We start from the raw sequence: 22,284 nt of genomic DNA, 5'->3' as shown, positions 1-22,284 counted from the left end.
GATGCGTGACCGGCAGCCAGGGACGAAAATACGTCCCGGCCGCCACATGGAGGAGACACCAGCATGAAGTTACCGACCGCGCACCGCATCGCGCTGCTGTTCAACGGGAACAAGATCTATGACCGCGACATCATCGCGGGCATCGCCGCCTACCTGAACACCACGCGCGTGTCGTGGGACCTGTTCCTGGAAGAGGATTTCCGCTGCCGCCTGCCCGGCATCGAGCGCTGGCAGGGCGACGGCATCATCGCCGATTTCGACGATCCGGCCGTGTGCGCGGCGCTGGCCCACAGCCGCGTGCCCGTGGTGGCCGTGGGCGGCTCGTATGCGCGCGAGGATGCTTATCCCGTCGGCATTCCCTACGTGGCCACCGATAACTTCAAGATCGTCAAGCTGGCCTACGACCACCTGGTGGAAGCGGGCCTGACGCGCTTCGCCTGTTTCAGCCTGCCCGAGGCGGACGTCAACCGCTGGGCGCAGGAGCGCGAAACGGCATTTGGCGCGCTGATGCGGCGCGACCACCTGCGCGCCGACGTGTACCGCGGTGTGGCCACCAGCGCGCCCTCGTGGGACGAGGCGGTGGAGCAGCAGATCGCCTGGCTCAACAGCCTGGAAAAACCCGTCGGCATCATTGCGGTGAGCGATGCGCGCGCGCGCCAGCTGCTGCAGGCCTGCATGCACGCGGGGATCGCCGTGCCCGAGCAAGTCGCCCTGATCGGCATCGACAACGATCCGCTGGCGCGCATGCTCACGCGCATACCCCTCACTTCCGTGATCCAGGGGACCGAGGAAATGGGCCGCACGGCGGCGCACCTGCTGCACCAGATGCTCAATGGCGCGCGCCTGTCCGGCACGCGCATCCTCGTGCCGCCGGCCGGCCTGAACGTGCTGGCCTCCACGCGCCACCAGCCGTTCCAGCATCCGCAGGTGATGCAGGCGCGCCATTTCATCCGCCAGTACGCCTGCCAGGGCATCAAGACGGAACAGGTGGCCGATTACGTGGGCGTGTCGCGCTCCTCGCTGGAAGCGCACTTCCGCCATGAGCTGGGACGCAGCGTGCACGACGAGATCCTGCATTTCAAGCTCGATGCGGCCAAGACGCTGCTGGCGCGCGAACCGGGCCAGGTGGCCGACGTGGCCGTGCGCTGCGGCTTTACCACGGTGCAGTACATGCACGCCGTGTTCAAGCGCGAACTCGGTTGCACGCCGCGTGAATTCCAGCAGCGCAGCCGCCCGCCGCCATGAGCTTTACCTTGTATAACGCGCGCGGCATGCGCGTGGTGATCGATGCCCATGACGCCAGCCTGCAAGCCTGGTGGGCGCCCGATCGCTATGGCCGCCTGGCCGACGTGCTGGCCGCCGCCGCCCCCTCGGTGCCAGCGCTGGCGGGCTGGCAGGGCGGGATGCCGGACGACGGCAGTGTGCTGCTGCACCTGTCGCAGAATGGCCTGTCGGCGCGCCTGCATTACCGGCTTGGCGAGGATGGTAGCCTGTCCCTCGATTGCGAGGCCACGGCCGGTGCCGTGTCGCGCCTTCATCTTCCCGCTCCCCGCTTCAATCTGCAGGGACACGGCGCCAGTGTGGCCGACCATGTGCTGCGCCTGGCGTCCAGCCGCTGCCGGTCCGCAGGGCGCTTGACGGAGGAGCCGCGCGATGTGGCGGGCAGCGCCTTTGATTTTTGCCCGCCCGCGCCCCTGGGCGCCCGGCTGGGCTGGCCGGCGCTGGCGGGGACGCCCGGTTTCGATCACGATTTTTTTCTCGCCGGAGGCGGCCTGCTGCGCGAGGCGGCGCGCGTCGCCGATCCCGCATCGGGCAGGGTGCTGCGTTTTTCCAGCACCCAGGATGGCTTGCATCTGCGCTCCGACGCGGGCGGTTTTTCCTGTGCCATGCAGGTCGTGGAACTGCTGCCTGGCGAGTCAGCGCGGCTGGCGTTCTCCTACCGTTTGGGCGTGCAGGATATCGATGATTTCGACATATCCGAACCGGTATCAATGATGTTAAATAAGTGATTGGTCAGATATGCGGGGCAGTTCTACCATGAGGTAGTTTTTCCCCTTTTTTTTCTTTCTTACCGACGCTGCGAACCTGCCCATGAATATAGTCACCATCGATGCCGGCACCACCAATACGCGCACCCTGTTATGGCGGGACGGCGTCGTCCTCGCCCAGGCGCAGCAGGAAACGGGCGTGCGCGACACGGCCATCGATGGCCATAACGGCGCACTGAAACGGGCGCTGCGCGAGACCATCGCCACGGTGCTGGCCAGTGCCGGCGTCGCGCCGGCCGAGCTGCACCTGGCGCTGGCATCGGGCATGATCAGCTCGCCCATGGGCTTGCAGGAAGTGCCGCATCTGCCGGCGCCGGCCGGCCTGGCGCAGCTGGCGCAAGGCATGCAGGCGGTGGACGTGCCCGACGTGCTGGCGCAGCCCCTGTGGCTGATTCCCGGCGTGCGCAACCAGCATGGCGCCATCGGCCTGCATAACGTCGAAGCGATGGACATGATGCGCGGCGAAGAAACGGAGGTCGTCGGCTTGCTGGAGCGGCTGCAGCTGCATGGCGCGGCCACCATCATCGTGCCCGGCTCGCACACGAAGCTGATCAGCGTGGACGAGCAGCGCCGCATCCTTGGCTGCAGCACCACCATCGCCGGCGAGCTGCTGCAGGCGATCTCGCAGCACACCTTGATCAAGCAATCGGTCGAAGGGGGCTTTGCGCAGACCCTGGTGCCGAAGATGCTGCTGGCCGGCGCCGCCGCCGCGCAAAAAACGGGACTGGCGCGCGCCTGTTTCAGCGTGCGCACCCTGGGCCAGTTCAGCGCCGTCGAATGCAATGAACGGGCCAATTTTTTGATGGGCGCCGTGCTCAGTGGCGACCTGCTGGCCCTGCGCAACAGCACGGCCATCCAGATGCGTCCCGATACGCCGCTCGTCATCGCGGGGAAACCGATGCTGCGCCAGGCGCTGTCGCTGCTGATCGAGGAGCAGGGCTTCTTTTACGGCAAGCGCATCGTCGTCGACGACCGCCAGCAAGACTATCTGGCGGGCCATGGCGCGCTGCTGATCGCCGCCGCGCGCGGCCTGATTGCCCGCCAGGAGGCAGCATGAGCGAACTGAAAACAAAGCGTTCGCTGCGCTCGCAGGCGTGGTTCGGCGGCGACGACAAGGACAGTTTCATCCACCGCAGCTGGATGAAGAACCAGGGCTATCCGAGCGACGCCTTCGATGGCCGTCCCGTCATCGGCATCTGCAATACCTGGTCCGAGCTGACGCCCTGCAACGGCCACTTCCGCGATCTCGCCGAGATGGTCAAGCGCGGCGTGCTGGAGGCGGGCGGTTTTCCCGTCGAGTTTCCCGTGATGTCGCTGGGCGAGACGAACCTGCGGCCGACGGCCATGCTGTTCCGTAACCTGGCCAGCATGGACGTGGAAGAATCGATCCGCGCCAACCCGATCGATGGCGTGGTGCTGCTGACGGGCTGCGACAAGACCACGCCGGCGCTGCTGATGGGCGCGGCCAGCGTGGACCTGCCCACCATCGTGCTGTCCGGCGGCCCCATGCTGAACGGGAATTACCGTGGCCAGCCGATCGGCTCGGGCACGGACGTGTGGAAGTTTTCCGAGGACGTGCGCGCCGGGCGCATGACCTCAGCCGAATTCAAGCAGGCCGAATCGTGCATGTCGCGCTCCGCCGGCCACTGCATGACCATGGGCACGGCGTCCACCATGGCCAGCATGGTCGAAGCGCTGGGCGTGACCTTGCCCGGCAACGCGGCCATTCCCGCCGTCGATGCGCGCCGCAAGCTGCAGGCGCAACTGACGGGCCGGCGCATCGTCGGCATGGTGCATGAAGACCTGAAACTGTCGCAGATCCTCACGCGCGCAGCGTTTGAAAACGCCATCATGGTCAACGGCGCCATCGGCGGCTCGACCAACGCCGTGATCCACCTGCTGGCCATCGCCGGGCGCATCGGCGTGGACATGCGCCTGGGCGACTGGGACCGCCTGGGACGCGATATCCCGTGCCTGCTGAACCTGATGCCGTCGGGGCAGTACCTGATGGAGGATTTTTACTATGCGGGCGGCCTGCCCGTCATCATTCGCGACCTGCTGGGCAAGCTGCATGGCGAGGCCTTGACGGTGACGGGCGCCACCCTGGCCGTCAATGTGGCGGAAGCGGAAAATTTCAACCCGCAGGTGATCACGCCGCTGGCGCAGCCATTCAAGGACGAGGGCGGCATCGCCGTCCTGCACGGCAACCTGGCGCCGCGCGGCGCCGTCATCAAGCCGTCGGCCGCCACGCCCGCGCTGATGCAGCACCGGGGCCGCGCCGTCGTCTTCAACAGCATCGAGCACTATAAAAAAAGCGTCGACGATCCCGCGCTCGATATCGATGCCAGCTGCGTGATGGTGCTGCAAAATTGCGGTCCGCAGGGTTATCCGGGCATGGCGGAAGTGGGCAACATGGGACTGCCGAAGAAACTGCTGGAGCAGGGCGTGCGCGACATGGTGCGCATCTCGGACGCGCGCATGAGCGGCACGGCGTATGGTACGGTGGTGCTGCACGTGGCGCCGGAGGCGGCCGTGGGCGGCCCGCTGGCCCTGGTGCGCGACGGCGACATGATTGAATTGGACGTGGAGGGCCGGCGTTTGCACCTGGACGTCGACGACGCGGAACTGGCGCGCCGGCGCGCAGAATGGCGCGCCCCCGAGCCGGCCATGAAGGGCGGCTACCAGGCGATGTACATCAAGCACGTGACGCAGGCCGATGAAGGCGCGGACCTCGACTTTCTCGTCGGCTGCCGCGGTTCGGCCGTGCCGCGCGAATCACACTAAAAAACAAGGAAAGCAATGATGGGGACACAGGCCCAATTACTGGTCGATGCGCAGAACTTCCTGGGCGAGGGCGTGCGCTGGTGCGAACGCAGCGGCCGGGTTTTCTGGACGAATATCGAAGGCTGCCAACTGCATGCGCTGACGCTGGCCACCGGCGCGCGCCAGGTGTGGGACATGCCCGAGCGCCTGGCCTGTTTCGCGCAGACGGACAGCGACGACATCCTGCTGCTGGGCCTTGCCACGCGCCTGGCGTGGTTTGACGCGCGCAGCGGGACCGTCACGCCCTTGCACACGGTGGAGGGGGACTTGCCCATGACGCGCCTGAACGATGGCCGCTGCGACCGCCAGGGACGCTTTGTCTTCGGCACGCTCGATGAGCGTCCGTGCCGCGACGCCATCGCCGGCTTTTACCGCCTCAACCTGGATCTGACCCTGGAGCGCCTGCCGCTGCCGGCCATCGCCATCTCGAACAGCATCTGCTTCAGCGTCGATGGCACGGCCATGTATTTTTGCGACTCGATGAAGAAGGCCATCTACCGCTGGGACGACTATCTGGGCGGCGACGCCAGCAAGGTGCGCGTGTTCGCCGTGCTCGATGCGGGTCCCGGCGCGGCCGATGGCGCCACCATCGATGCGGATGACCACCTGTGGAGCGCGCAGTGGGGCGCCGGCAAGGTGCTGCGCTTCGCGCCCGATGGCAGCGTCGAGCGCGCGGTGACGCTGCCCGTGTCGCAGCCCAGCTGCGTGAGCCTCGGTGGCGGCGCCTTTGACGAATTGTTCATCACCACGGCGCAGGAAAGCCTGGCGCCGGCGCAGCTGGCGGCCGAACCTTTGGCCGGCGGCTTGTTCCATGCGCGCCAGCCGGGCGTGCGCGGCTTGCCGGAAGTGCGTTTCGGCGCCCTGCCGGCCTGACAGGAGAGAGCAGATGCAAAAGCACATGGTTTTCAATGGCATCCTCGAACGGGGCATGGTGGGCATCGTGCGCGCCGGTTCGCCCGACGCGGCCTTGCTGCTCGCCGAGGCGTGCATCGCCGGCGGCGTCACGGCGCTGGAAGTGGCGTTCACCACGCCCGATACCCTGGGCGTGCTGCGCGCCCTGCGCCAACGCCATGGCGACGAGGTGCTGCTGGGCGCGGGCACGGTGCTCGATGCCGAGACGGCGCGCGCCGCCATCCTGGCCGGCGCCCAGTTCATCATTTCGCCCGGCGTCAACGTGGAGACCATCGCGCTGTGCCAGCGCTACCAGGTGCTGGCCATGCCGGGCGCAATGACGCCGACGGAAATCGTCACGGCCCTGCAGGCGGGCGCCGACATCGTCAAGGTCTTCCCCGCCGAGATGTTCGGCCCCGCCTACATCAAGGCCCTGCGCGCGCCACTGCCGCAGGCGCCCTTGATGCCGACGGGCGGCGTGACGGTGGAAAACCTGGGTGAGTGGTTCGCCAGCGGCGCCGTGGCCGTGGGCATCGGCGGCAGCCTGAGTGGCCCCGGCGCCACGGGAGATTACGCCGCCGTGACGGCGCGTGCGCAGGCCTTCGTGGCGCAGATGGCGGCCGTGCGTTCTCAGTAACGTCCTGCTGAGAAAACCGTAGCGAGCGGATGTGAGTTGTGGCTGAGAAGCGGAGCTGTGCGAAGCACGGGGCCGCCAAGGCAGTGAGCATCGGAGGCCGCAAATCGCGCCGCGCAACAGGTTTTTTCTGCTACGCTAGGCGGGCAATGTCGCACGCCTCATAGACCAGAATATGTCCAACATCGCCCGCATCCTGCAAGACAGCCGCATCATCGCCATCGTCGGCATGTCCGACAAGCCGGAACGCGCCAGCCACGAGGTGGCCGATTACCTGCTGCGGCATGGCTACCGCGTGCTGCCTGTCAATCCCGCCCTCGCCGGCAAGGAAGTGCTGGGCCAGCGCGCCCACGCCACCCTGACGCAGGCGGCGGCTGCCGTGGCGCCGGCGCGCATCGACATCGTCGATTGCTTCCGCAAGTCCGAGGATATCCTGCCCATCGCCGAGGAAGCCATCGCCGTCAAGGCCGGCTGTTTGTGGCTGCAGCTCGACGTCGTCAACGAGGCGGCGGCGCAGCTGGCGCGCGCGGCGGGTCTGGACGTGGTGATGGACCACTGCACGAAAATCGAGCACCGCAAGCTGGCGGTGGCGGCATGAAGGCGCGCACCCAATTTCGCGCCGGCAAGGGCTATGCGCTGGACGAGGACTTCGCCGGCAAGCGCCTGCTGGGCGCCGCCACCAAGGCGGCCAACAAGAAGCTGACGGCGGCCCAGTGCAAGGCGCTGGACCGCGAGGAAACCGTGGCATTGACGGCGCAGATCGCCGAGTGCCAGAGCATGCTGTACGCGCAGCGCAAGAAGAAGGTGCTGCTGGTCCTGCAGGGCATGGATACCTCGGGCAAGGACGGCACCGTCAAGGCCATCTTCAGCAATATCAACCCGATGGGCATCCGCGCCGTGGCGTTCAAGGGGCCGACGGATATCGAGCTGGCGCACGATTACCTGTGGCGCGTGCACCAGCACGTGCCCGTGAAGGGCGAGATCGCCATCTTCAACCGCAGCCATTACGAGGATGTGCTGATCACGCGCGTGCAGGACATGATCGACAAGCCCGAATGCCAGCGCCGCTACGCGCAGATCCGCGATTTCGAGCGCATGCTGAGCGAGACGGGCACCGTCATCCTGAAAATCTTTCTGCATATTTCCAAGGATGAGCAGCGGGGACGGCTGCAGGAACGGCTCGACGATCCCGACCGCCAATGGAAGTTCGATCCCAACGATATCGCCCAGCGCAAGAAGTGGGACGGCTACCAGCGCGTCTATGAAACGGCGATCCGCGAGACGGACGCCGACCACGCGCCGTGGTATGTGGTGCCGTCCAATTCCAAGACCCAGCGCAACCTGGTGGTGGCGACCCTGCTGCTGGAAACCCTGCAGGGCATGAAGCTTGCCTATCCGCCGCCGGACCCGAAGCTGTCGTCGTTCAAGGTCGAGTAAAGCAACGCCAATTCGGCTGCCCGCCTGCGAAATCGGCCGCGCTGTGGCATAGTATCTCCCGTCGATAATTCAAACCAGACCGGAGATCCATATGCTGCAGTTGAAAGATCCTACCTTGTTGCGTCACCAGGCTTACCTGAATGGAGCCTGGGTCGATGCGGACGGTGGCCAGACGATTAATGTGAGCAATCCCGCCACGGGCGAGCATATCGGCACGGTGCCCCTGATGGGCGCGGCCGAGACGCGCCGCGCCATCGAGGCGGCCAATGCGGCCTGGCCGGCCTGGCGCAAGAAGACGGCCAAGGAGCGCGCGGCCGTGCTGCGCCGCTGGCATGACCTGATCCTGGAAAACGCCGACGACCTGGCGCTGATCATGACCACCGAGCAGGGCAAGCCGCTGCCGGAAGCGAAGGGCGAAGTGCAGTTCGGCGCCTCGTTCATCGAGTGGTTTGCCGAGGAAGGCAAGCGCGTCTCGGGCGACACCCTGCAGTCGCCATGGCCGGACCGCCGCCTTGTCATCACCAAGGAGCCGATCGGCGTGTGCGCCGCCATCACGCCGTGGAATTTCCCGGCCGCCATGATCACGCGCAAGGTGGGCCCGGCCCTGGCCGCCGGCTGCCCGATGGTCCTGAAACCCGCCGAAGCGACGCCGTTCTCCGCGCTGGCGCTGGCCGTGCTGGCCGAGCGCGCGGGCGTGCCGGCGGGCGTGTTCAGCATCGTCACCGGCGCGCCGAAGGATATCGGCGGTGAAATGACCTCGAATCCCATCGTGCGCAAGCTGACGTTTACGGGGTCCACGCAAGTGGGCCGCCTGCTGGCCGAGCAGTGCGCGCCGACGATCAAGAAGCTGTCGCTGGAACTGGGCGGCAATGCGCCGTTCATCGTCTTCGACGACGCCGACCTGGATGCGGCCGTGGAAGGCGCCATCGCCTCGAAATACCGCAACGCGGGCCAGACCTGCGTCTGCGCCAACCGCCTGTACGTGCAGGACAGCGTGTATGAAGCGTTCGCCGAGAAACTGGTGGCGGCCGTGGCCAAGCTGAAGGTCGGCAATGGCATCGAGGCGGGCGTCACGCAAGGCCCGCTGATCGATGACAAGGCTGTCGCCAAGGTGGAGGAACACGTGGCCGACGCGCTGGGCAAGGGCGGGCGCCTGCTGGCCGGCGGCAAGCGTCATGCGCTGGGCAATGGCTTCTTCGAGCCGACCATCATCGCCGACGTGACGAACGACATGCGCGTGGCCACCGAAGAAACCTTCGGCCCGCTGGCGCCCCTGTTCCGCTTCAAGACGGACGAGGAAGTCATCGGCCTGGCCAACAACACGGAATTCGGCCTGGCCGCCTACTTCTATTCGCGCGACATCGGCCGCATCTGGCGCGTGGCCGAAGGCCTGGAAACGGGCATGGTCGGCGTCAACACGGGCCTGATCTCGAATGAAATCGCACCGTTCGGCGGCGTCAAGCAGTCTGGCCTGGGCCGCGAGGGCTCGACCTACGGTATCGAGGATTACCTGGTCATCAAGTACATCTGCATGGGCGGTATCTAGGATGCCTGAGTAAGCCTGCCGCGAAGCTGCGCTCCGGCGCCGCTTCGCGGGCTGGAAATCGTGGCCGCCCGCCACGATTTTCTCAAGCATCCTTGACGGCCGTTATCGACGGCTGTTGCGGGCCGAGCCCAGGCGGTCCAGCATGCCCTTGACCGCCTGCATCTGCGTGCCGCTCTTGCGGTAGAAATCCGGGTCGATGGGGTTGACGCTGGTGTAGCCCCAGAAGTCCCAGCAGCCTTTCGGGTTGTAGGGGTAGACGGGGCTCGGCTCGGCCTGCGGGTACAGCACGATGATCTTGTTGGCGTCAGCCACCTGGTTGTAGCCGGTGCTGGTGTAGAAGCGGTTGCCGATCGCCTGCGTCGTTTGCAGGCAGCCGTGGAACACCACGTGCACGCGGCAGCTCTCGCTGTCGCAGGCTTTCGGGACGTAGGCGTAGCCCGTATTGTTCATGCTGGAATACGCTTCCTGGATGAAGTTGCGCTGGTTGAAGGCGATCACCTTGCCCGTCAGGGTGGTCGACGAGGGCTGCAGGTCCGGGTACAGGTGCTGCAGGATGTCGCGCGCCTGCGTGTAGTCGCAGTCGTTGATGAACGGCGACTCCGTCACGGCGCACGGCTTGTCGGCGCTGCTGTCCGTCAGGATGGCGTGGCCCGCGCCGACATTGTCGACGAAGCGGATCTGCGCCGCCGGCGTGCCCGCCAGCAGATAGAACTGATTCACCTGCTCCACCACGGGCCGCGTCACGGTCCGGTCTTTCATCCCGCTGAACAGGTACACGCGCTGGCGTTTCAGGTTGGCCGTATCGTCGATCAGGTTGGCGCGCGCGAAGTCGTTCGCCGCGCGCAGCAATTCGCTGGCCACGGGCGGCGCCACCTGCGATTCGCCCGGGTTCATGCAGGTCGTCAGCGCGTTCGTCAGGTAGGGAATGTAGGGGAAACGGCCGGGCATGCCCGAGCAGAAATACGGGCCGCCCGCGATGATGCCGGCGCCGGCGACGGTGGCCGAGTAGGCGACGGCAAACTGCGCCGCCATGAAGCCGCCCGAGGACAGGCCGGAAACCGTGGTCTGGCTCAGGTCGGCCTGGTAGCCGGGCAGGGCGGGGGCGTCCTGGCTCGCGGCGGGCTTGACGGCCTTGGCGGCTTTGGCGGTGGTGGCGGCGTGCGCGCCGGCTGGCGCCAGGAGCAGCAGGCTGGCGGCCAGCAGGGCGGCGGGGAATGCGGTCAGGTGCGGGTAGGGCATGGCAACTCCACAGGACAAGGAAAGGGGCAGGAAGGCCGAGCATAGGTAAAAAAACTGTGCGCTGGGCAAGTACTGCACCGTCCTTGATGTCGCTCAAGCAATCGCTGTCGTTGTCGTTCGCATACGCGCTGGCGGCGTTTGGCATAGAATGGTTTTTTTCCTTTTCGACCATGGTGCCTTTCATGTCCAAGACTCTTGCCCAGCTGTTCGCGCTGACCACCCTTGCCGCCAGTGCCAGCCTGGCCGTGCCGGCCCATGCCGCCGAAGCCGCCCCCGCTGCCGCCGCCACGCCGGCGGCCTGTCCCGCCATTCTGAAGCAGACCTTCAACCGCCTGCAGGACGAGACGCCGCAAAACCTGTGCCAGTACGCGGGCAAGGTCGTGCTGGTGGTCAATACGGCCAGCTACTGTGGTTTTACCAACCAATACGAGGGGCTGGAAGCGCTGTACGCCAAGTACGGCAGCAAGGGCCTGGTGGTGCTGGGCTTCCCGTCGAACGATTTCGGCAAGCAGGAGCCGGGCAACAGCAAGGAAATCGCCGATTTTTGCTACAACACCTATGGCGTGAAGTTCCCCATGTTCGCCAAATCGGTGGTGTCCGGCCCTGCGCCGAACCCGCTGTACGTGGACTTGATCAAGCAGACGGGCAAGACGCCGGCCTGGAATTTCCATAAATACCTGATCGACCGCCACGGCAAGGTCGTGGACAGCTTCCCCAGCAAGGTGACGCCGGACGACAAGAAACTGGTCGGCGCGGTGGAAAAGGCGCTGGCGATGTAAAACAGAAGCAGGCTTGCAAGCCTGCTTTTTTTTTAATGCCGTGCTTGTCGTCTTGCCATGCTTGTCCTAAGCTGGTGGTTCGCGTTTGTCAGAAAATTTGTCAAAACAACCATCAAGGAGATCATCATGGCGTATGTCGATGGATTTGTGGTGCCCGTGCCGAAAGCCAAGCTCGATGACTATCTGGCCATGTCGCGCAGTTGCGGCGCCGTCTGGCGCGAATATGGCGCGCTGGAATTTCGTGAATGCGTGGGCGACGACGTCAAGCCCGGCAAGCTGACCTCGTTCCCGCAGGCGGTGGACTTGCAGGATGGCGAAGTGGTGGTGTTTTCCTGGATCGTCTATGAATCGCGCGCCAAGCGCGACGAGATCAACGACAAGGTCATGAAGGATCCGCGCCTGGCAGACATGATGGACCCGGCAAAATTGCCGTTCGATGGCAAGCGCATGATCTATGGCGGCTATGACATGCGGATAGATATTTAAGTCATCAGCACGGCCGGCAGCGCGCCGCGCAGCGCATTGCACACGACGATGGCTTCGGCGCGTGCCAGCATGGCGCGCGTGATGATGGTTTCCTGTGCATTCCAGGCGGGATCGGCCAGCATGGCGGCGCGCTGCACGCCGGGCAGCAGGCCGCAGGACAGGGGCGGCGTATGCCAGCGGCCATCGAGCCGCACGAAGACATTGCTGCGCCCGCCCTCCGTCAATTCTCCCCGCTCGTTAAAGAACAGCATGTCGAAGGCGCCCTGCGCCTCGGCCGTGCGCCAGGCCGCATCGTAGCGCGTGCGCACGCTGCTCTTGTGGCGCAGGAACAGGTCGTCCGCCACGGTGGCGTCGTCCGCCAGCATGACGCGCACGGTGGCCGCCAAGGCGCTCAGGGCGCCGCTGTGCACGCTGAACTGGCCATCCTGGCGCAGGGCCAGGCGCAGGCGGAACGGCGCATCGTCGGCGCGTGCCGCGCATGCCGCCAATAGCGCCGCGCGGGCCGCGTCCGCATCCCAGGCAAAACCGAAGTAGGCGCTGGAGGCGGCCAGGCGCGCCAAATGGCGTTCCTGCTGGCGGCAGCCATCGGCACGGCTGGCGTGCAGGGTCTCGAACAGTTCGAAGTCGTTTGTCAGGCCCGTCAGGAAGCGCGCCTTGAGCTGGCATTCCGCGAATTCATCGTGCGGATCGCTGTCGAGGACGATGCCGGCGCCCACGCCCATCTCGCCGCGCCGGGTGCCGTTCGCGCCTGGCGGCTGCAAGGCCAGGGTGCGGATTGGCACGGACATGCAGAAGTCGCCCACAGGATGGGCAGCGCCGGCGGCCGGCGGATCGAACCAGCCGATGGCGCCCGTGTAGATGCCGCGTGGCGCCGGCTCCAGCTCGGCGATGATTTCCATGGTGCGCCGTTTTGGCGCGCCCGTGATCGACCCGCATGGATACAGGGCGTGGAAGATGTCGGCCAGCGATGCATCGTCGCGCAGGCGCGCCTGCACGGTGGAGGTCATTTGCAGCACGCTGCTGTAGCGCGTCACCTGGAACAGCGCCGGTACCTTGACGGAGCCCGTGACGGCGATGCGGCCGATGTCGTTGCGCAGCAGGTCGACGATCATCAGGTTTTCCGCGCGGTTTTTAGGGTCGCTGGCCAGGGCGGCGGCGCGGCGCGCGTTTTCGTCCGTTTGTTCAGGCGGGGCGGCCGGCGCCGTGCCTTTCATGGGGCGCGCCGTCAGTTCGCCCTGCGCATGGCGCACGAACAGTTCGGGCGACAGCGACAGCAGGGCGCCGCCATCGGGCAGCATCACCAGCGCGCCATACGGCACGGGCTGGCGTGCGCGCAGCCGCGCATACAGGGCCAGGGGCGAGCCGAAGGCATCGAAGCGCAGCCGATACGTATAGTTGACCTGGTAGGTGTCACCAGCCAGGATGTAGTCGTGGATGCGGTGCAGCGCGCGCGTAAATTCTGCCTGGTCGACATTCGCTTCGATGCCGGCCACGCCGGCCGGGGCAGCGGTCGCTGGCGCGTGCTTGGCCAGCCACTGCGCCACCTCGTCTTGCGACAGCAGGGTGCAGTGCTCAAAGACCAGCACCTGCGCCAGCGGCGGCGCGTCAGGGCTGGCCGCGCGCGGCGGCATGGCCAGCAGGTGCGCGCCCAGTTCGTAGCTGCACACGCTGACGGCATGCTGGCCGCGATGTAAGGCGTCTTGCAGCCCATCCAGCAAGGCGGGCCATGCCTGCCCGTCGGTGCACTGCAAGACCGCCGCCAGGCCCGTGTACAGGCGCGAACCGGCGCCGGGGGAGCTGGCATCGTCGAGCAGGGCGAAACAGTCGGTAGGCATGGGAACAACGACGGCGGTGACTTATCCCAGCAGCATGGCGATTTGCAGCGCCGCTTCCTGGGACGGATTGATCTTGAAGCCGCTCTTGGCGTAGCGGTGCCAGCGTCCGATGACGAAGCTGACGATCAGGGTGGCGCGCGCCGCCACTTCGCTTTCCTTGCCGTGGCCTTCGGCCGCGGCCACGCGCAAGGCCTGCTTGAGGGCCAGCTCCACGCGGTCGTAGAACTGGTTCATGCGCACCTGCAGGCGCTCGTCCTCGTTGACCAGCGCGTCGCCGATCAGCACGCGCGTCATGCCCGGATTGCTGATGGCGAAATTGAGCAGCATGCCGATGATGTCGCGCGTCTGCGTCATGCCGTCGCTGTGCTTGTCCGCGATCTGGTTGATCAGGCCGAAAACGCTCGACTCGATGAATTCGATCAGCCCTTCGAACATTTGCGCCTTGCTGGCGAAATGGCGGTACAGGGCCGCTTCCGAGACGGCCAGTCTGGCGGCCAGTGCGGCGGTGGTGATCTTTTCGCCTTTCGGCTGCTCCAGCATTGCGGCGAGGGCCTGAAGAATTTGTAGCCTGCGTTGGCCCGGCGGTGTGCTTGCCATATTTTCTCTTGTCGTTAAAAAAAATGCTGCCTTGATGGAGAATTCCGTCACCGCCGCTAGCGGTGCGGCTTCCGCTGTCAAGCGGAGGCCCAAGAGTTCCCCTTCAACGCAGGCGGTGAAGGCGGCGTGCCAAATGCCGGACAGATTTTACTTTGACATCGACGTAAGCGGGGCGATTTAACGCCTTGGGCAGTTTTGCCACGCCGATCGGATCGGCCATTTTCAGGTATTGCGTGACCCAGGCCGTGCGCAACCCCAGCTTTTTTGCGCCCTTCAGGTTGGCCAGGGTATCTTCCACCAGGATGCAGCGGCCGGGCCGGATGCGATGCTTGCGCATCAGTTTGCGCAGCATCAGTGTCGATGGCTTGGGCCGCAGCTGGCGGTGCACCCGCATCGCCTCGATCGCGATGTGGTGTGAAAAGTGCTGGCGCAGTCCCAGGTGGCGCATCACGTCGCTCGAATAGCGCAGCGGCGCGTTGGTGAGTAAAATTTTACGGCCAGGCAGGCGCTTGAGTAAAGCCCCCAGTCCCCGCTCGGCGCGTATCATGGCGCGCAAATCGTCGAACGCGTGCGTCTCGTGCAGAAAATGCGCGGCCTGCACCTGATGGTGCTTGACCATGCCCAGCAAGGTGGCGCCATAGCGGCGCCAGTAGGCCGCGCGCGCCGCATTGACGATGGCGTCGTCGGCCGGCGTCACGCCGTCGCCCAGCACGCGGGCAATATAGGTATTCATATTGGCCGTGATGGTGGGGAAGATGGCGTGCGAGGCATTGTGCAGCGTGTTGTCGAGGTCAAACAGCCAGACCGGCGACGAGCGGTTAAGATGGGACACAGGCACAGGAGTCTTTAAGCAAAGATGAAAAATTCAACAATCAGGAAAACCATGCGACGCCAGATTATAGTGATGTTTTGCGGATTATTCTTGCTGCCGTTGCAGGCGGCCCGCGCCGAAGCGCCGCCCGTGGCGCAAAACCGCGGTGCGCTGTTCAAGGTGCAGGACGCCAGTCATACCCTGTATTTGTTCGGCACCATCCATGTCGGCGCGCCCGACTTCTATCCGCTCGAGCCGACGGTGGCGCAGGCATTGGCAGGCGCCGGCGCGCTGGCGCTGGAGATCGATCCTGGCGCCGATCCGCGCACCGCCATCAGCGCCGTGCTGAAATATGGCATGGAGGCGCCGGGCAGCAAGGCGCCCGCCGACTGCCGCCAGGCCTTGGCGCCGCGCCTGGCGCCGCTGTTGCAAAAATACGGCATCGCGCCGGAAGCCGTGGCGCCGATGAAGCCGTGGATGCTGGCCAGCGTGCTGGCCATCGGCGAATTCTCCACCCTCGGCTACCGCTCGGACCTGGCGGTGGACAATTATCTGTCGCAGCAGGCCAGGGCGCGCAAGATCCCCGTGGTGGAACTCGAATCGATGGAAAGCCAGATGGCGCTGTTCGGCGCCATGACGCCGGCCGACCAATGCCGCTTCCTGGAAGACGGCGTGGCCTCGATCGAGGACCAGGAGCAAAGCCAGGAAGCGCGCGAGATCGCCGACGCCTGGCGCACGGCCGACGCGGCCGCCTTCGACAGGCTGGCCGCCAAGGCGGCGACAGACCCCTCGTTCGCCGCGCAGTTCGTGCAAAAGGTATTGCTGGACGGCCGCAACCCGGCCCTGGCCGACGGCATCGCCCAACTGCTGGCGCGCGAAAAGTCCAGCCTGGCCGCCATCGGCGTGCTGCACCTGGTGGGAACGAAAAGCGTGCCGGATTTATTGCGTCAGAAGGGCTTGAAGGTCGAGCGGGTGTATTGAAACGCGGAGGAGATGCGGGCGACGGATAGCCGAGCAGATGGAAAAATGTTCAGGGCAAGGCGGACTGACGAAGACAGTACGCAAGTACGGCGAGGAAGGACAACGCCGCCATGGACATTTTGACAGCTGCGGGGAAAGGATACTGGTGCCCTTGACGTGGATCGAACACGTGGCCTCTCCCTTACCAAGGGAGTGCTCTACCACTGAGCTACAAGGGCAAATTAAAAGCGGCGCCAGGTGATCTGCGCCGCCAGACTACTCGCTGTGATGCATTGCGATTTTTTTAGTGCGAACGGATCATAGTACCAAAAGCTTGCTCGGTCAACACTTCCAGCAATAATGAGTGTTCGATGCGGCCATCGATGATGTGCACCGTGTTCACGCCGGACTTGGCGGCGTCGAGCGCGGACGAGATCTTCGGCAGCATGCCGCCCGAGATCGTGCCATCGGCGAACATCTCGTCGATTTCGCGTGCCGACAGGTCGGTCACCAGGTTGCCCTGCTTGTCCTGGACGCCGGCGATGTTGGTCATCATGATCAGCTTTTCCGCCTTCAGGATTTCCGCGATCTTGCCCGCCACGACGTCGGCGTTGATGTTGTAGGCCTGGCCATCCTGGCCGAAACCGATCGGCGAAATGATGGGAATGAAGGCGTCGTCCTGCAGCGCCTTGACGACGGCCGGGTTGATCGCGTCGATCTCGCCGACGAAACCGATGTCGAGGAATTCGCCCGGATGCTCGCGGTCCGGCATCTGCATCTTGCGCGCGCGGATCAAGCCGCCATCCTTGCCCGTCAGGCCCACGGCCTGGCCGCCGTAATGGTTGATCAGCATGACGATATCCTGCTGCACTTCGCCGCCCAGCACCCACTCCACCACTTCCATGGTTTCTTCGTCGGTGATGCGCATGCCTTGCACGAAGGTGCCTTGCTTGCCGATTTTTTTCAGCGCGTTGTCGATTTGCGGTCCGCCGCCGTGGACCACGACCGGGTTCATGCCGACCAGCTTGAGCAGGATGACGTCGCGCGCGAAGCCGTGCTTCAGGCGCTCGTCCGTCATGGCATTGCCACCGTATTTGATGACGATGGTCTTGCCGTGGAAATTACGGATGTAGGGCAGGGCCTCGGCCAGAATCTGCGCCTTGATTTGCGGCGACACCGCCGTCAAGTCGTCATTCATGTCCAGGTTCAAGTTAGCTAGTTGATTCATGGCGAGTCCGGAAAATAGATTTGTGCGATTTTACAGGGAAGAAGAAAATCCTGGAGGCATTATAGGGCGATCTTGTTGTATTTTCCCTGATGATCCTATAGTCTGGCCCGATATGTCCGCCAGCCAGCCCTTTTACCGCCAGTTACATGTGCGTCGTGCATTCATGCAGCGCGTCACATACTTGCCAATTCACTTACAGCCATGAGCCAGTGCAGCCGTTGCGGCGCCACCTTCCAGTGCGGCCAGCTTGAGCCGAACGCCAGTGAGCCATGCTGGTGCGTGGCCCTGCCGCCGGCCGTTCCCATGCCCGGCAACGTTGCCGCGGGCTGCTGGTGCCCGGCCTGCCTGCAAGCCCACATCGCCAGCTTGACACCCCCTGTCGCGGCGCCAACAGCGGCCAAATAAGCCTGTCGGCGTGCCATTCCTTTGCAAAAGACCTTGCATTTTGTAGGGGAATACGGTCAGACTGCCGTTTTTAAGAATTTCTTATAGGAAACTGTCATGCGTTTCAGGGATATCCGGATCGGCGTGCGCATCAACGCGGGCTACGCCATGCTGATCGTGCTGATGCTGGTCGTCATCGTCCTGTCTGGCAGTCGCATCTATGCCATCCGCGCCGAGACGGACAATATCCTGCAGCGCGACTGGGTCGCCGCCAAGGCCACCAGCAAGATCCATGGGCTGGCCCGCGAGGCGGCCACGCGCATCGCCAGCCTGCCCGAGCAGCACAAGCTGGCGCTGCGCCGGGCGAACCAGGAGCGCCTGGAAGCGATCAAGCAGGGCATCGACGACCAGGTACGCGTCCTCGACGGCCTGAAGGCGCGTGCCGAGGAGCGGCGCCTGCTGGAACAGATGCACGGTGCCCGCGCCGACTATTACGCGTCGCTGCAGACGCTGTTCGCGCTGCTCGCGCAGGGCGATGATGCGGGCGCGGAGCAGGCCATGCAGACGCGAACCTTGCCCGTGCTGGAAAAGGTGCTGCTGTACGTGGGCCAGCTCGATGACCTGCAGCAGCAGCAGATCCGCGACAGCGCGGACCGCATACGCAATGACATCGATACCTCGCTGACCCTGATGGGCGGCATCGGCCTGGCGGCGCTGCTGGTGGGCCTGGCCTTTGCCTGGTCGGCGCGCTCGATCACGCGGCCCCTGGGTGAAGCGGTGGCGATCGCCACGCGCGTGGCCAACGGCGACTTCAGTTCCGCCATCGAAGTCACGTCGCGCGACGAGACGGGCGAATTGATGCAGGCGCTGAAAAACATGAGCACCAGCCTGGCCGTCGAACAGGACCTGCGCCACGCCGTCGAAGTGGCCGAGGATGCGACCAAGATGAAGTCTGATTTCCTGGCCAATATGTCGCACGAGATCCGCACGCCCATGAACGGCATCATCGGCATGACCCACCTGGCGCTGCAGACGGAGCTGACGCCAACCCAGCGCAACTACCTGGAGAAGGTGGAGTCGGCATCGAAGAACCTGCTGGCCATCATCGACGACATCCTCGATTTCTCGAAGATCGAGGCGGGCAAGATGGCCTTTGAAAAGGTCGATTTCTTCCTTGAGGATGTGCTGGCGCAGATCGCCGACCTGTCCGTGATGCGGGCGCAGGACAAGGGACTGGAACTGCTGTTCGACGTCGCGCCGGACGTGCCCAACGCGCTGCAGGGCGACCCGCTGCGCCTGGGGCAGGTGCTGATCAATCTCACCAACAACGCCATCAAATTTACCGAGAAGGGCGAGATCGTCGTCACCATCCGCCTGCGGCAGCGCGAAGCGCATGCGGCCGTCCTGCGCGTCGCGGTGCGCGACACGGGCATCGGCCTGACACCGGCCCAGCGCAGCAAATTGTTCCAGGCGTTCACGCAGGCCGATACCTCCACCACGCGCCACCATGGCGGAACGGGGCTGGGACTGACCATCAGCAAGCGCCTGGTGGAAATGATGGAGGGCGAGATCGACCTGGAAAGCGAAGCGGGCGTGGGCAGCACCTTCTTCTTTACGGCCCGCTTCGGCCTGGCCGCCGTGCCGCGCGACGGCCTGCCGCAGCTGCAGCACCAGCAGCAGTTCGCCGGGCTGCGCGTGCTGGTGGTGGATGACAACCCCAGCGCGCGCGAGATCTTCGTCAATATGCTGACGGCGCTGGGCTTCGAGGCACGCGCCGTGTACAGCGGCGGGCTGGCCATTGGCGCCGTGGCGCAGGCGCGCGCCGAAGGGCGCCCGTATGGATTGCTGCTGATGGACTGGAAAATGCCGGACATGAATGGCCTCGATACCCTCGCCGCCATCCGCGCCGATGGCGCCGGCATCGATGCGATACCGGCCTGCATCATGGTCACCGCCTTTCACCGCGAGGCGCTGCTGGAAGCGGCGCGCCAGCGCGAGTTGCCGCTCGATGGCGTGTTGAGCAAGCCGGTCAGCGCCTCGACCCTGCTCGATCAGATTGCGTTCGTGTTTGGCGGCGTCACGGGCCAGAGCCGCAAGATTCAGCGCCAGAGCAGCTACCGCGACGACGAGCGTGCCTTGCGCGGCGCCTGGCTGCTGCTGGTCGAAGACAACGAAGTCAATCAGGAAGTGGCGCAGCATATTCTCCATGATGCGGGCATCCGTGTGGACATCGCCGGCAATGGCGCCATCGCGCTGGCGAAAATCGCGGAAAACGCCTACGACGGCGTGCTGATGGATTGCCAGATGCCGGTGATGGATGGCTACCAGGCGACGCGCAAACTGCGCCAGGACCCGCGCTTTTCGAATCTGCCCGTGATCGCCATGACGGCCAACGCCATGGTGGGCGACAAGGAGAAATGCCTGGATGCGGGCATGAACGATTTCATCGCCAAGCCGATCGACGTGGCGCAGCTGTTCGGCACCCTGGCGCGCTGGATCAATCCGGCTGCGCCACAGGCATCGCGCGTAATGGAGGCGCAGCCGGAGGTGGAACTGCCGCTGGTCGCCGGCCTGAAAATGACGGAAGCCATGCGGCGCGTGGGCGGGAATGCCGCTTTGATGCGAAAATTGCTGGAGCGTTTCGTGGAAACCCAGTTCGATGCCATGCTGCGCATCGCCAGCGCCATCGACAACAACCAGCTGGACACGGCCATCCGCGAAGCGCATACCTTGAAGGGCCTGGCGGGCAATATCGGCGCCGGTGGATTGGCCGACAGCGCCGCGCGGGTCGAGCATCTGCTCAGCCTGGGCTCGCACGACGGCTTGTCGCAGGCGCTGGCTGCGTGCAGCCAGGCGCTCGACGAACTGGTGCCGAAGATCGTGCTGGCGATGCAGTCGCGCGCCGGCGTGGCGGAGGCGGGTGGCGGCGTGGCGCTGCCGGTGGCGCCGGTGGACAGGGCGCAGCTGGAGGCGGGCTTGCGCGAACTGTCGCTGCTGCTGCAGCAGGACGATGCCCAGGCCGTCAAGCACCTGGACTGCATCGGGCCCGTGCTGGTGGCGGCGGGGCAGGCCGAACACGCGCGCCAGTTGAAGCGCATGCTGGGGCAATACGATTTCGAAGGCGCGCTGGCGCAGCTGGGCGAAGTGGCCGACGCGCTGGAACTGACACTGTGACAAGGATAACTATGCGGAGCGAGAGATGGGCATGAGAGCGCCGGCAAGCAAGCCAACCATTCTGGTGGTCGACGATACGCCGGACAATATCGACCTGCTGCGCGCCGTGCTGGAAGACGAGTACCGCACCAAGATCGCCGTCAATGGCGAGCGCGCCCTGAAGATCGCCGCCGGCGGCGACCAGCCCGACCTGATCCTGCTCGACATCATGATGCCGGGCATGAGCGGCTACGACGTCTGCCGCGCGCTGAAGGCCAGTCCCGCCACGGCCGGCATTCCCGTGATTTTTGTCACGGCCATGAGCGAAGTGGCGGACGAGCAGCTGGGCCTGGCGCTGGGCGCCGTCGATTACATCACCAAGCCGATTTCCGCGCCCATCGTGCTGGCGCGCATCAAGACGCAGCTGGCGATGAAACAGATGCAGGATTTTTTGCGCGACCAGAACCAGTATCTGGAAACGGAGGTGGAGCGCCGCGTGCAGGAGGTCAAGGCGCTGCAGGACGTCACCATCCACGCCATGGCGTCGCTGGCCGAGACGCGCGACAGCGAGACGGGCAACCATATCCGCCGCACCTCGCATTACCTGAAGGCGCTGGCGGAAAAAGTGCGCCACCTGCCCCGCTTCCGCGCTTTTTTGACGGACAAGAATATCGAACTGCTGTTCAAGACGGCGCCACTGCACGACATCGGCAAGGTGGGCATTCCCGACCATATCCTGCTCAAGCCGGGCCGTTTCGAGCCGCATGAAATGGCCATCATGAAAACGCATACTACCCTGGGGCGCGACGCCATCCTGGCAGCCGAGCACGAGCTGGGCATCGAAGTCGATTTCCTGAAATATGCCAAGGAGATCGCCTACAGCCACCATGAAAAATGGGATGGCACGGGCTATCCGCAAGGCCTGGCCGGCGAGGCGATCCCGATCTCCGCGCGCCTGATGGCGCTGGCCGACGTGTACGACGCCCTGATCAGCCGGCGCATCTACAAGCAGGGCATGGGCCACGCGCAGGCCGTGCAGATCATCAGCGAAGGGCGCGGCACGCACTTCGACGCCGAGATCGTCGACGCCTTTCTGGAGATCCAGGACCAGTTCGTCGCCATCTCGAACCGCTACGCCGACGGCGTGTGCGAAATCGCCGACAAGCAGCGGCAGATCGCGCCGTTCGCCGCAAACATCAGCTGACGGTCTTGAAGAAGCGCAGCCGTTTTTGCGTCCGGCGGCTGGCGCCGAGCGAGCCGCAAGCGAAAAAAGTGGTCAGCTGACGGTCTCGACGAAGCGCAGCCGTTTTTGCATCCGGCGGCTGGCGTCCTGGCCTTTGCCGCCCGTATCACTGGCACTGTCGTTGTCGCCCGGGCAGGCCTGGCTGGCGCCAAGCGAGCCGCAAGCGAAAAAAGTGGTCAGCTGACGGTCT

The 22,284-nt window shown here is 65.0% G+C and carries 20 protein-coding genes and 1 tRNA gene; 15 read left to right on the top strand and 6 right to left on the bottom strand.

Going from position 1 to position 22,284, the window contains the following annotated elements; genetic code table 11:
- The first annotated feature begins 63 nt into the window (after nucleotides 1–63).
- From BM193_RS17660 to gabD, 9 genes are all read left to right on the top strand, one after another.
- Nucleotides 64–1,245 carry a XylR family transcriptional regulator gene (locus BM193_RS17660; RefSeq protein ID WP_092798885.1) on the top strand — a complete coding sequence of 394 codons (1,182 nt, stop codon included), beginning with the start codon at nucleotides 64–66 and terminating at the stop codon, nucleotides 1,243–1,245.
- On the top strand, nucleotides 1,242–2,009 hold the full coding sequence (locus tag BM193_RS17655) for an aldose epimerase family protein (RefSeq protein ID WP_092832451.1): 768 nt from the start codon (nucleotides 1,242–1,244) through the stop codon (nucleotides 2,007–2,009). Before BM193_RS17660 ends, BM193_RS17655 begins: the two co-directional genes overlap by 4 nt.
- An 82-nt stretch (nucleotides 2,010–2,091) precedes the next feature.
- On the top strand, nucleotides 2,092–3,105 hold the full coding sequence (locus tag BM193_RS17650) for a 2-dehydro-3-deoxygalactonokinase (RefSeq protein WP_092798881.1): 1,014 nt from the start codon (nucleotides 2,092–2,094) through the stop codon (nucleotides 3,103–3,105).
- Nucleotides 3,102–4,832: an L-arabinonate dehydratase gene (araD, locus tag BM193_RS17645; protein ID WP_092798879.1), complete on the top strand. Its 1,731-nt coding sequence runs from the start codon at nucleotides 3,102–3,104 to the stop codon at nucleotides 4,830–4,832. Before BM193_RS17650 ends, araD begins: the two co-directional genes overlap by 4 nt.
- A gap of 18 nt (nucleotides 4,833–4,850) precedes the next feature.
- Nucleotides 4,851–5,744 carry an SMP-30/gluconolactonase/LRE family protein gene (locus BM193_RS17640; RefSeq protein ID WP_092799207.1) on the top strand — a complete coding sequence of 298 codons (894 nt, stop codon included), beginning with the start codon at nucleotides 4,851–4,853 and terminating at the stop codon, nucleotides 5,742–5,744.
- 13 nt (nucleotides 5,745–5,757) lie between these two features.
- Nucleotides 5,758–6,399, top strand: coding sequence for a bifunctional 2-keto-4-hydroxyglutarate aldolase/2-keto-3-deoxy-6-phosphogluconate aldolase (locus BM193_RS17635; protein ID WP_092798877.1), 642 nt, complete (start codon nucleotides 5,758–5,760; stop codon nucleotides 6,397–6,399).
- A 172-nt stretch (nucleotides 6,400–6,571) separates the two neighbouring features.
- Nucleotides 6,572–6,994 carry a CoA-binding protein gene (locus BM193_RS17630; RefSeq protein ID WP_092798875.1) on the top strand — a complete coding sequence of 141 codons (423 nt, stop codon included), beginning with the start codon at nucleotides 6,572–6,574 and terminating at the stop codon, nucleotides 6,992–6,994.
- Nucleotides 6,991–7,833, top strand: coding sequence for a PPK2 family polyphosphate kinase (locus tag BM193_RS17625; protein WP_092798873.1), 843 nt, complete (start codon nucleotides 6,991–6,993; stop codon nucleotides 7,831–7,833). The genes BM193_RS17630 and BM193_RS17625 overlap by 4 nt, the downstream gene beginning before the upstream one ends.
- Nucleotides 7,834–7,924: 91 nt before the next feature.
- Entirely contained in the window at nucleotides 7,925–9,379 is a 1,455-nt protein-coding gene (gene gabD / locus BM193_RS17620; protein WP_092798871.1) for an NADP-dependent succinate-semialdehyde dehydrogenase, read from the top strand.
- A 102-nt stretch (nucleotides 9,380–9,481) separates the two neighbouring features.
- On the opposite strand, the gene BM193_RS17615 is transcribed toward gabD, so the two are convergent.
- Nucleotides 9,482–10,618, bottom strand: coding sequence for an extracellular catalytic domain type 2 short-chain-length polyhydroxyalkanoate depolymerase (locus BM193_RS17615; RefSeq protein ID WP_092798869.1), 1,137 nt, complete (start codon nucleotides 10,616–10,618; stop codon nucleotides 9,482–9,484).
- 182 nt (nucleotides 10,619–10,800) lie between these two features.
- Between BM193_RS17615 and BM193_RS17610 the strand changes: the two genes are divergently transcribed.
- Together BM193_RS17610 and BM193_RS17605 are read left to right on the top strand one after the other, a co-directional pair.
- Nucleotides 10,801–11,397, top strand: coding sequence for a glutathione peroxidase (locus BM193_RS17610; RefSeq protein ID WP_092799205.1), 597 nt, complete (start codon nucleotides 10,801–10,803; stop codon nucleotides 11,395–11,397).
- A 126-nt stretch (nucleotides 11,398–11,523) separates the two neighbouring features.
- Nucleotides 11,524–11,883 carry a DUF1428 domain-containing protein gene (locus BM193_RS17605; protein ID WP_092798867.1) on the top strand — a complete coding sequence of 120 codons (360 nt, stop codon included), beginning with the start codon at nucleotides 11,524–11,526 and terminating at the stop codon, nucleotides 11,881–11,883.
- Here the strand turns inward: BM193_RS17605 and pabB are convergent.
- The 3 genes from pabB to BM193_RS17590 form a co-directional block, all read right to left on the bottom strand.
- Complete coding sequence (pabB, locus tag BM193_RS17600) at nucleotides 11,880–13,718, bottom strand: aminodeoxychorismate synthase component I (RefSeq protein WP_092798865.1); 1,839 nt, start codon at nucleotides 13,716–13,718, stop codon at nucleotides 11,880–11,882. The genes BM193_RS17605 and pabB overlap by 4 nt on opposite strands.
- A gap of 21 nt (nucleotides 13,719–13,739) precedes the next feature.
- Nucleotides 13,740–14,315 carry a nucleoid occlusion factor SlmA gene (slmA, locus tag BM193_RS17595; protein ID WP_092798863.1) on the bottom strand — a complete coding sequence of 192 codons (576 nt, stop codon included), beginning with the start codon at nucleotides 14,313–14,315 and terminating at the stop codon, nucleotides 13,740–13,742.
- A gap of 103 nt (nucleotides 14,316–14,418) precedes the next feature.
- Nucleotides 14,419–15,153 (bottom strand): pyrimidine 5'-nucleotidase, encoded by a 735-nt coding sequence (locus BM193_RS17590; protein ID WP_092798861.1) that lies wholly within the window; start codon nucleotides 15,151–15,153, stop codon nucleotides 14,419–14,421.
- Nucleotides 15,154–15,237: 84 nt separating this feature from the next.
- Here BM193_RS17590 and BM193_RS17585 point away from each other — a divergent pair, with 84 nt between their 5' ends.
- Complete coding sequence (locus BM193_RS17585) at nucleotides 15,238–16,107, top strand: TraB/GumN family protein (RefSeq protein WP_254786303.1); 870 nt, start codon at nucleotides 15,238–15,240, stop codon at nucleotides 16,105–16,107.
- A gap of 143 nt (nucleotides 16,108–16,250) precedes the next feature.
- On the opposite strand, the gene BM193_RS17580 is transcribed toward BM193_RS17585, so the two are convergent.
- Both BM193_RS17580 and argB read right to left on the bottom strand, forming a co-directional pair.
- Nucleotides 16,251–16,325 (bottom strand) — tRNA-Thr (locus tag BM193_RS17580).
- Nucleotides 16,326–16,390: 65 nt separating this feature from the next.
- Nucleotides 16,391–17,284 (bottom strand): acetylglutamate kinase, encoded by an 894-nt coding sequence (gene argB / locus BM193_RS17575; protein WP_010393729.1) that lies wholly within the window; start codon nucleotides 17,282–17,284, stop codon nucleotides 16,391–16,393.
- Between the two features lie 231 nt (nucleotides 17,285–17,515).
- Between argB and BM193_RS17570 the strand changes: the two genes are divergently transcribed.
- The 3 genes from BM193_RS17570 to BM193_RS17560 all read left to right on the top strand — a co-directional run bounded on the left by BM193_RS17570 (nucleotide 17,516) and on the right by BM193_RS17560 (nucleotide 22,055).
- The gene (locus BM193_RS17570; protein WP_092798857.1) at nucleotides 17,516–17,719 is read left to right on the top strand and encodes a cysteine-rich CWC family protein; all 204 of its coding nucleotides are present in this window, start codon (nucleotides 17,516–17,518) and stop codon (nucleotides 17,717–17,719) included.
- A gap of 96 nt (nucleotides 17,720–17,815) precedes the next feature.
- A complete protein-coding gene (locus tag BM193_RS17565) occupies nucleotides 17,816–20,872 on the top strand; it encodes a response regulator (protein ID WP_092798855.1) in 3,057 nt (1,018 codons plus the stop codon).
- Between the two features lie 31 nt (nucleotides 20,873–20,903).
- Nucleotides 20,904–22,055 (top strand): response regulator, encoded by a 1,152-nt coding sequence (locus BM193_RS17560; RefSeq protein WP_092799203.1) that lies wholly within the window; start codon nucleotides 20,904–20,906, stop codon nucleotides 22,053–22,055.
- Nucleotides 22,056–22,284 lie beyond the last annotated feature (229 nt).

Origin of the sequence: Janthinobacterium sp. 344 (assembly GCF_900112025.1) — a bacterium.
In the GTDB taxonomy this organism is placed as follows: Bacteria; Pseudomonadota; Gammaproteobacteria; order Burkholderiales; family Burkholderiaceae_D; genus Janthinobacterium.
The sequence above is the reverse complement of the archived record's forward strand: the minus strand, read 5'-3'. Positions and strand labels throughout refer to the sequence as shown.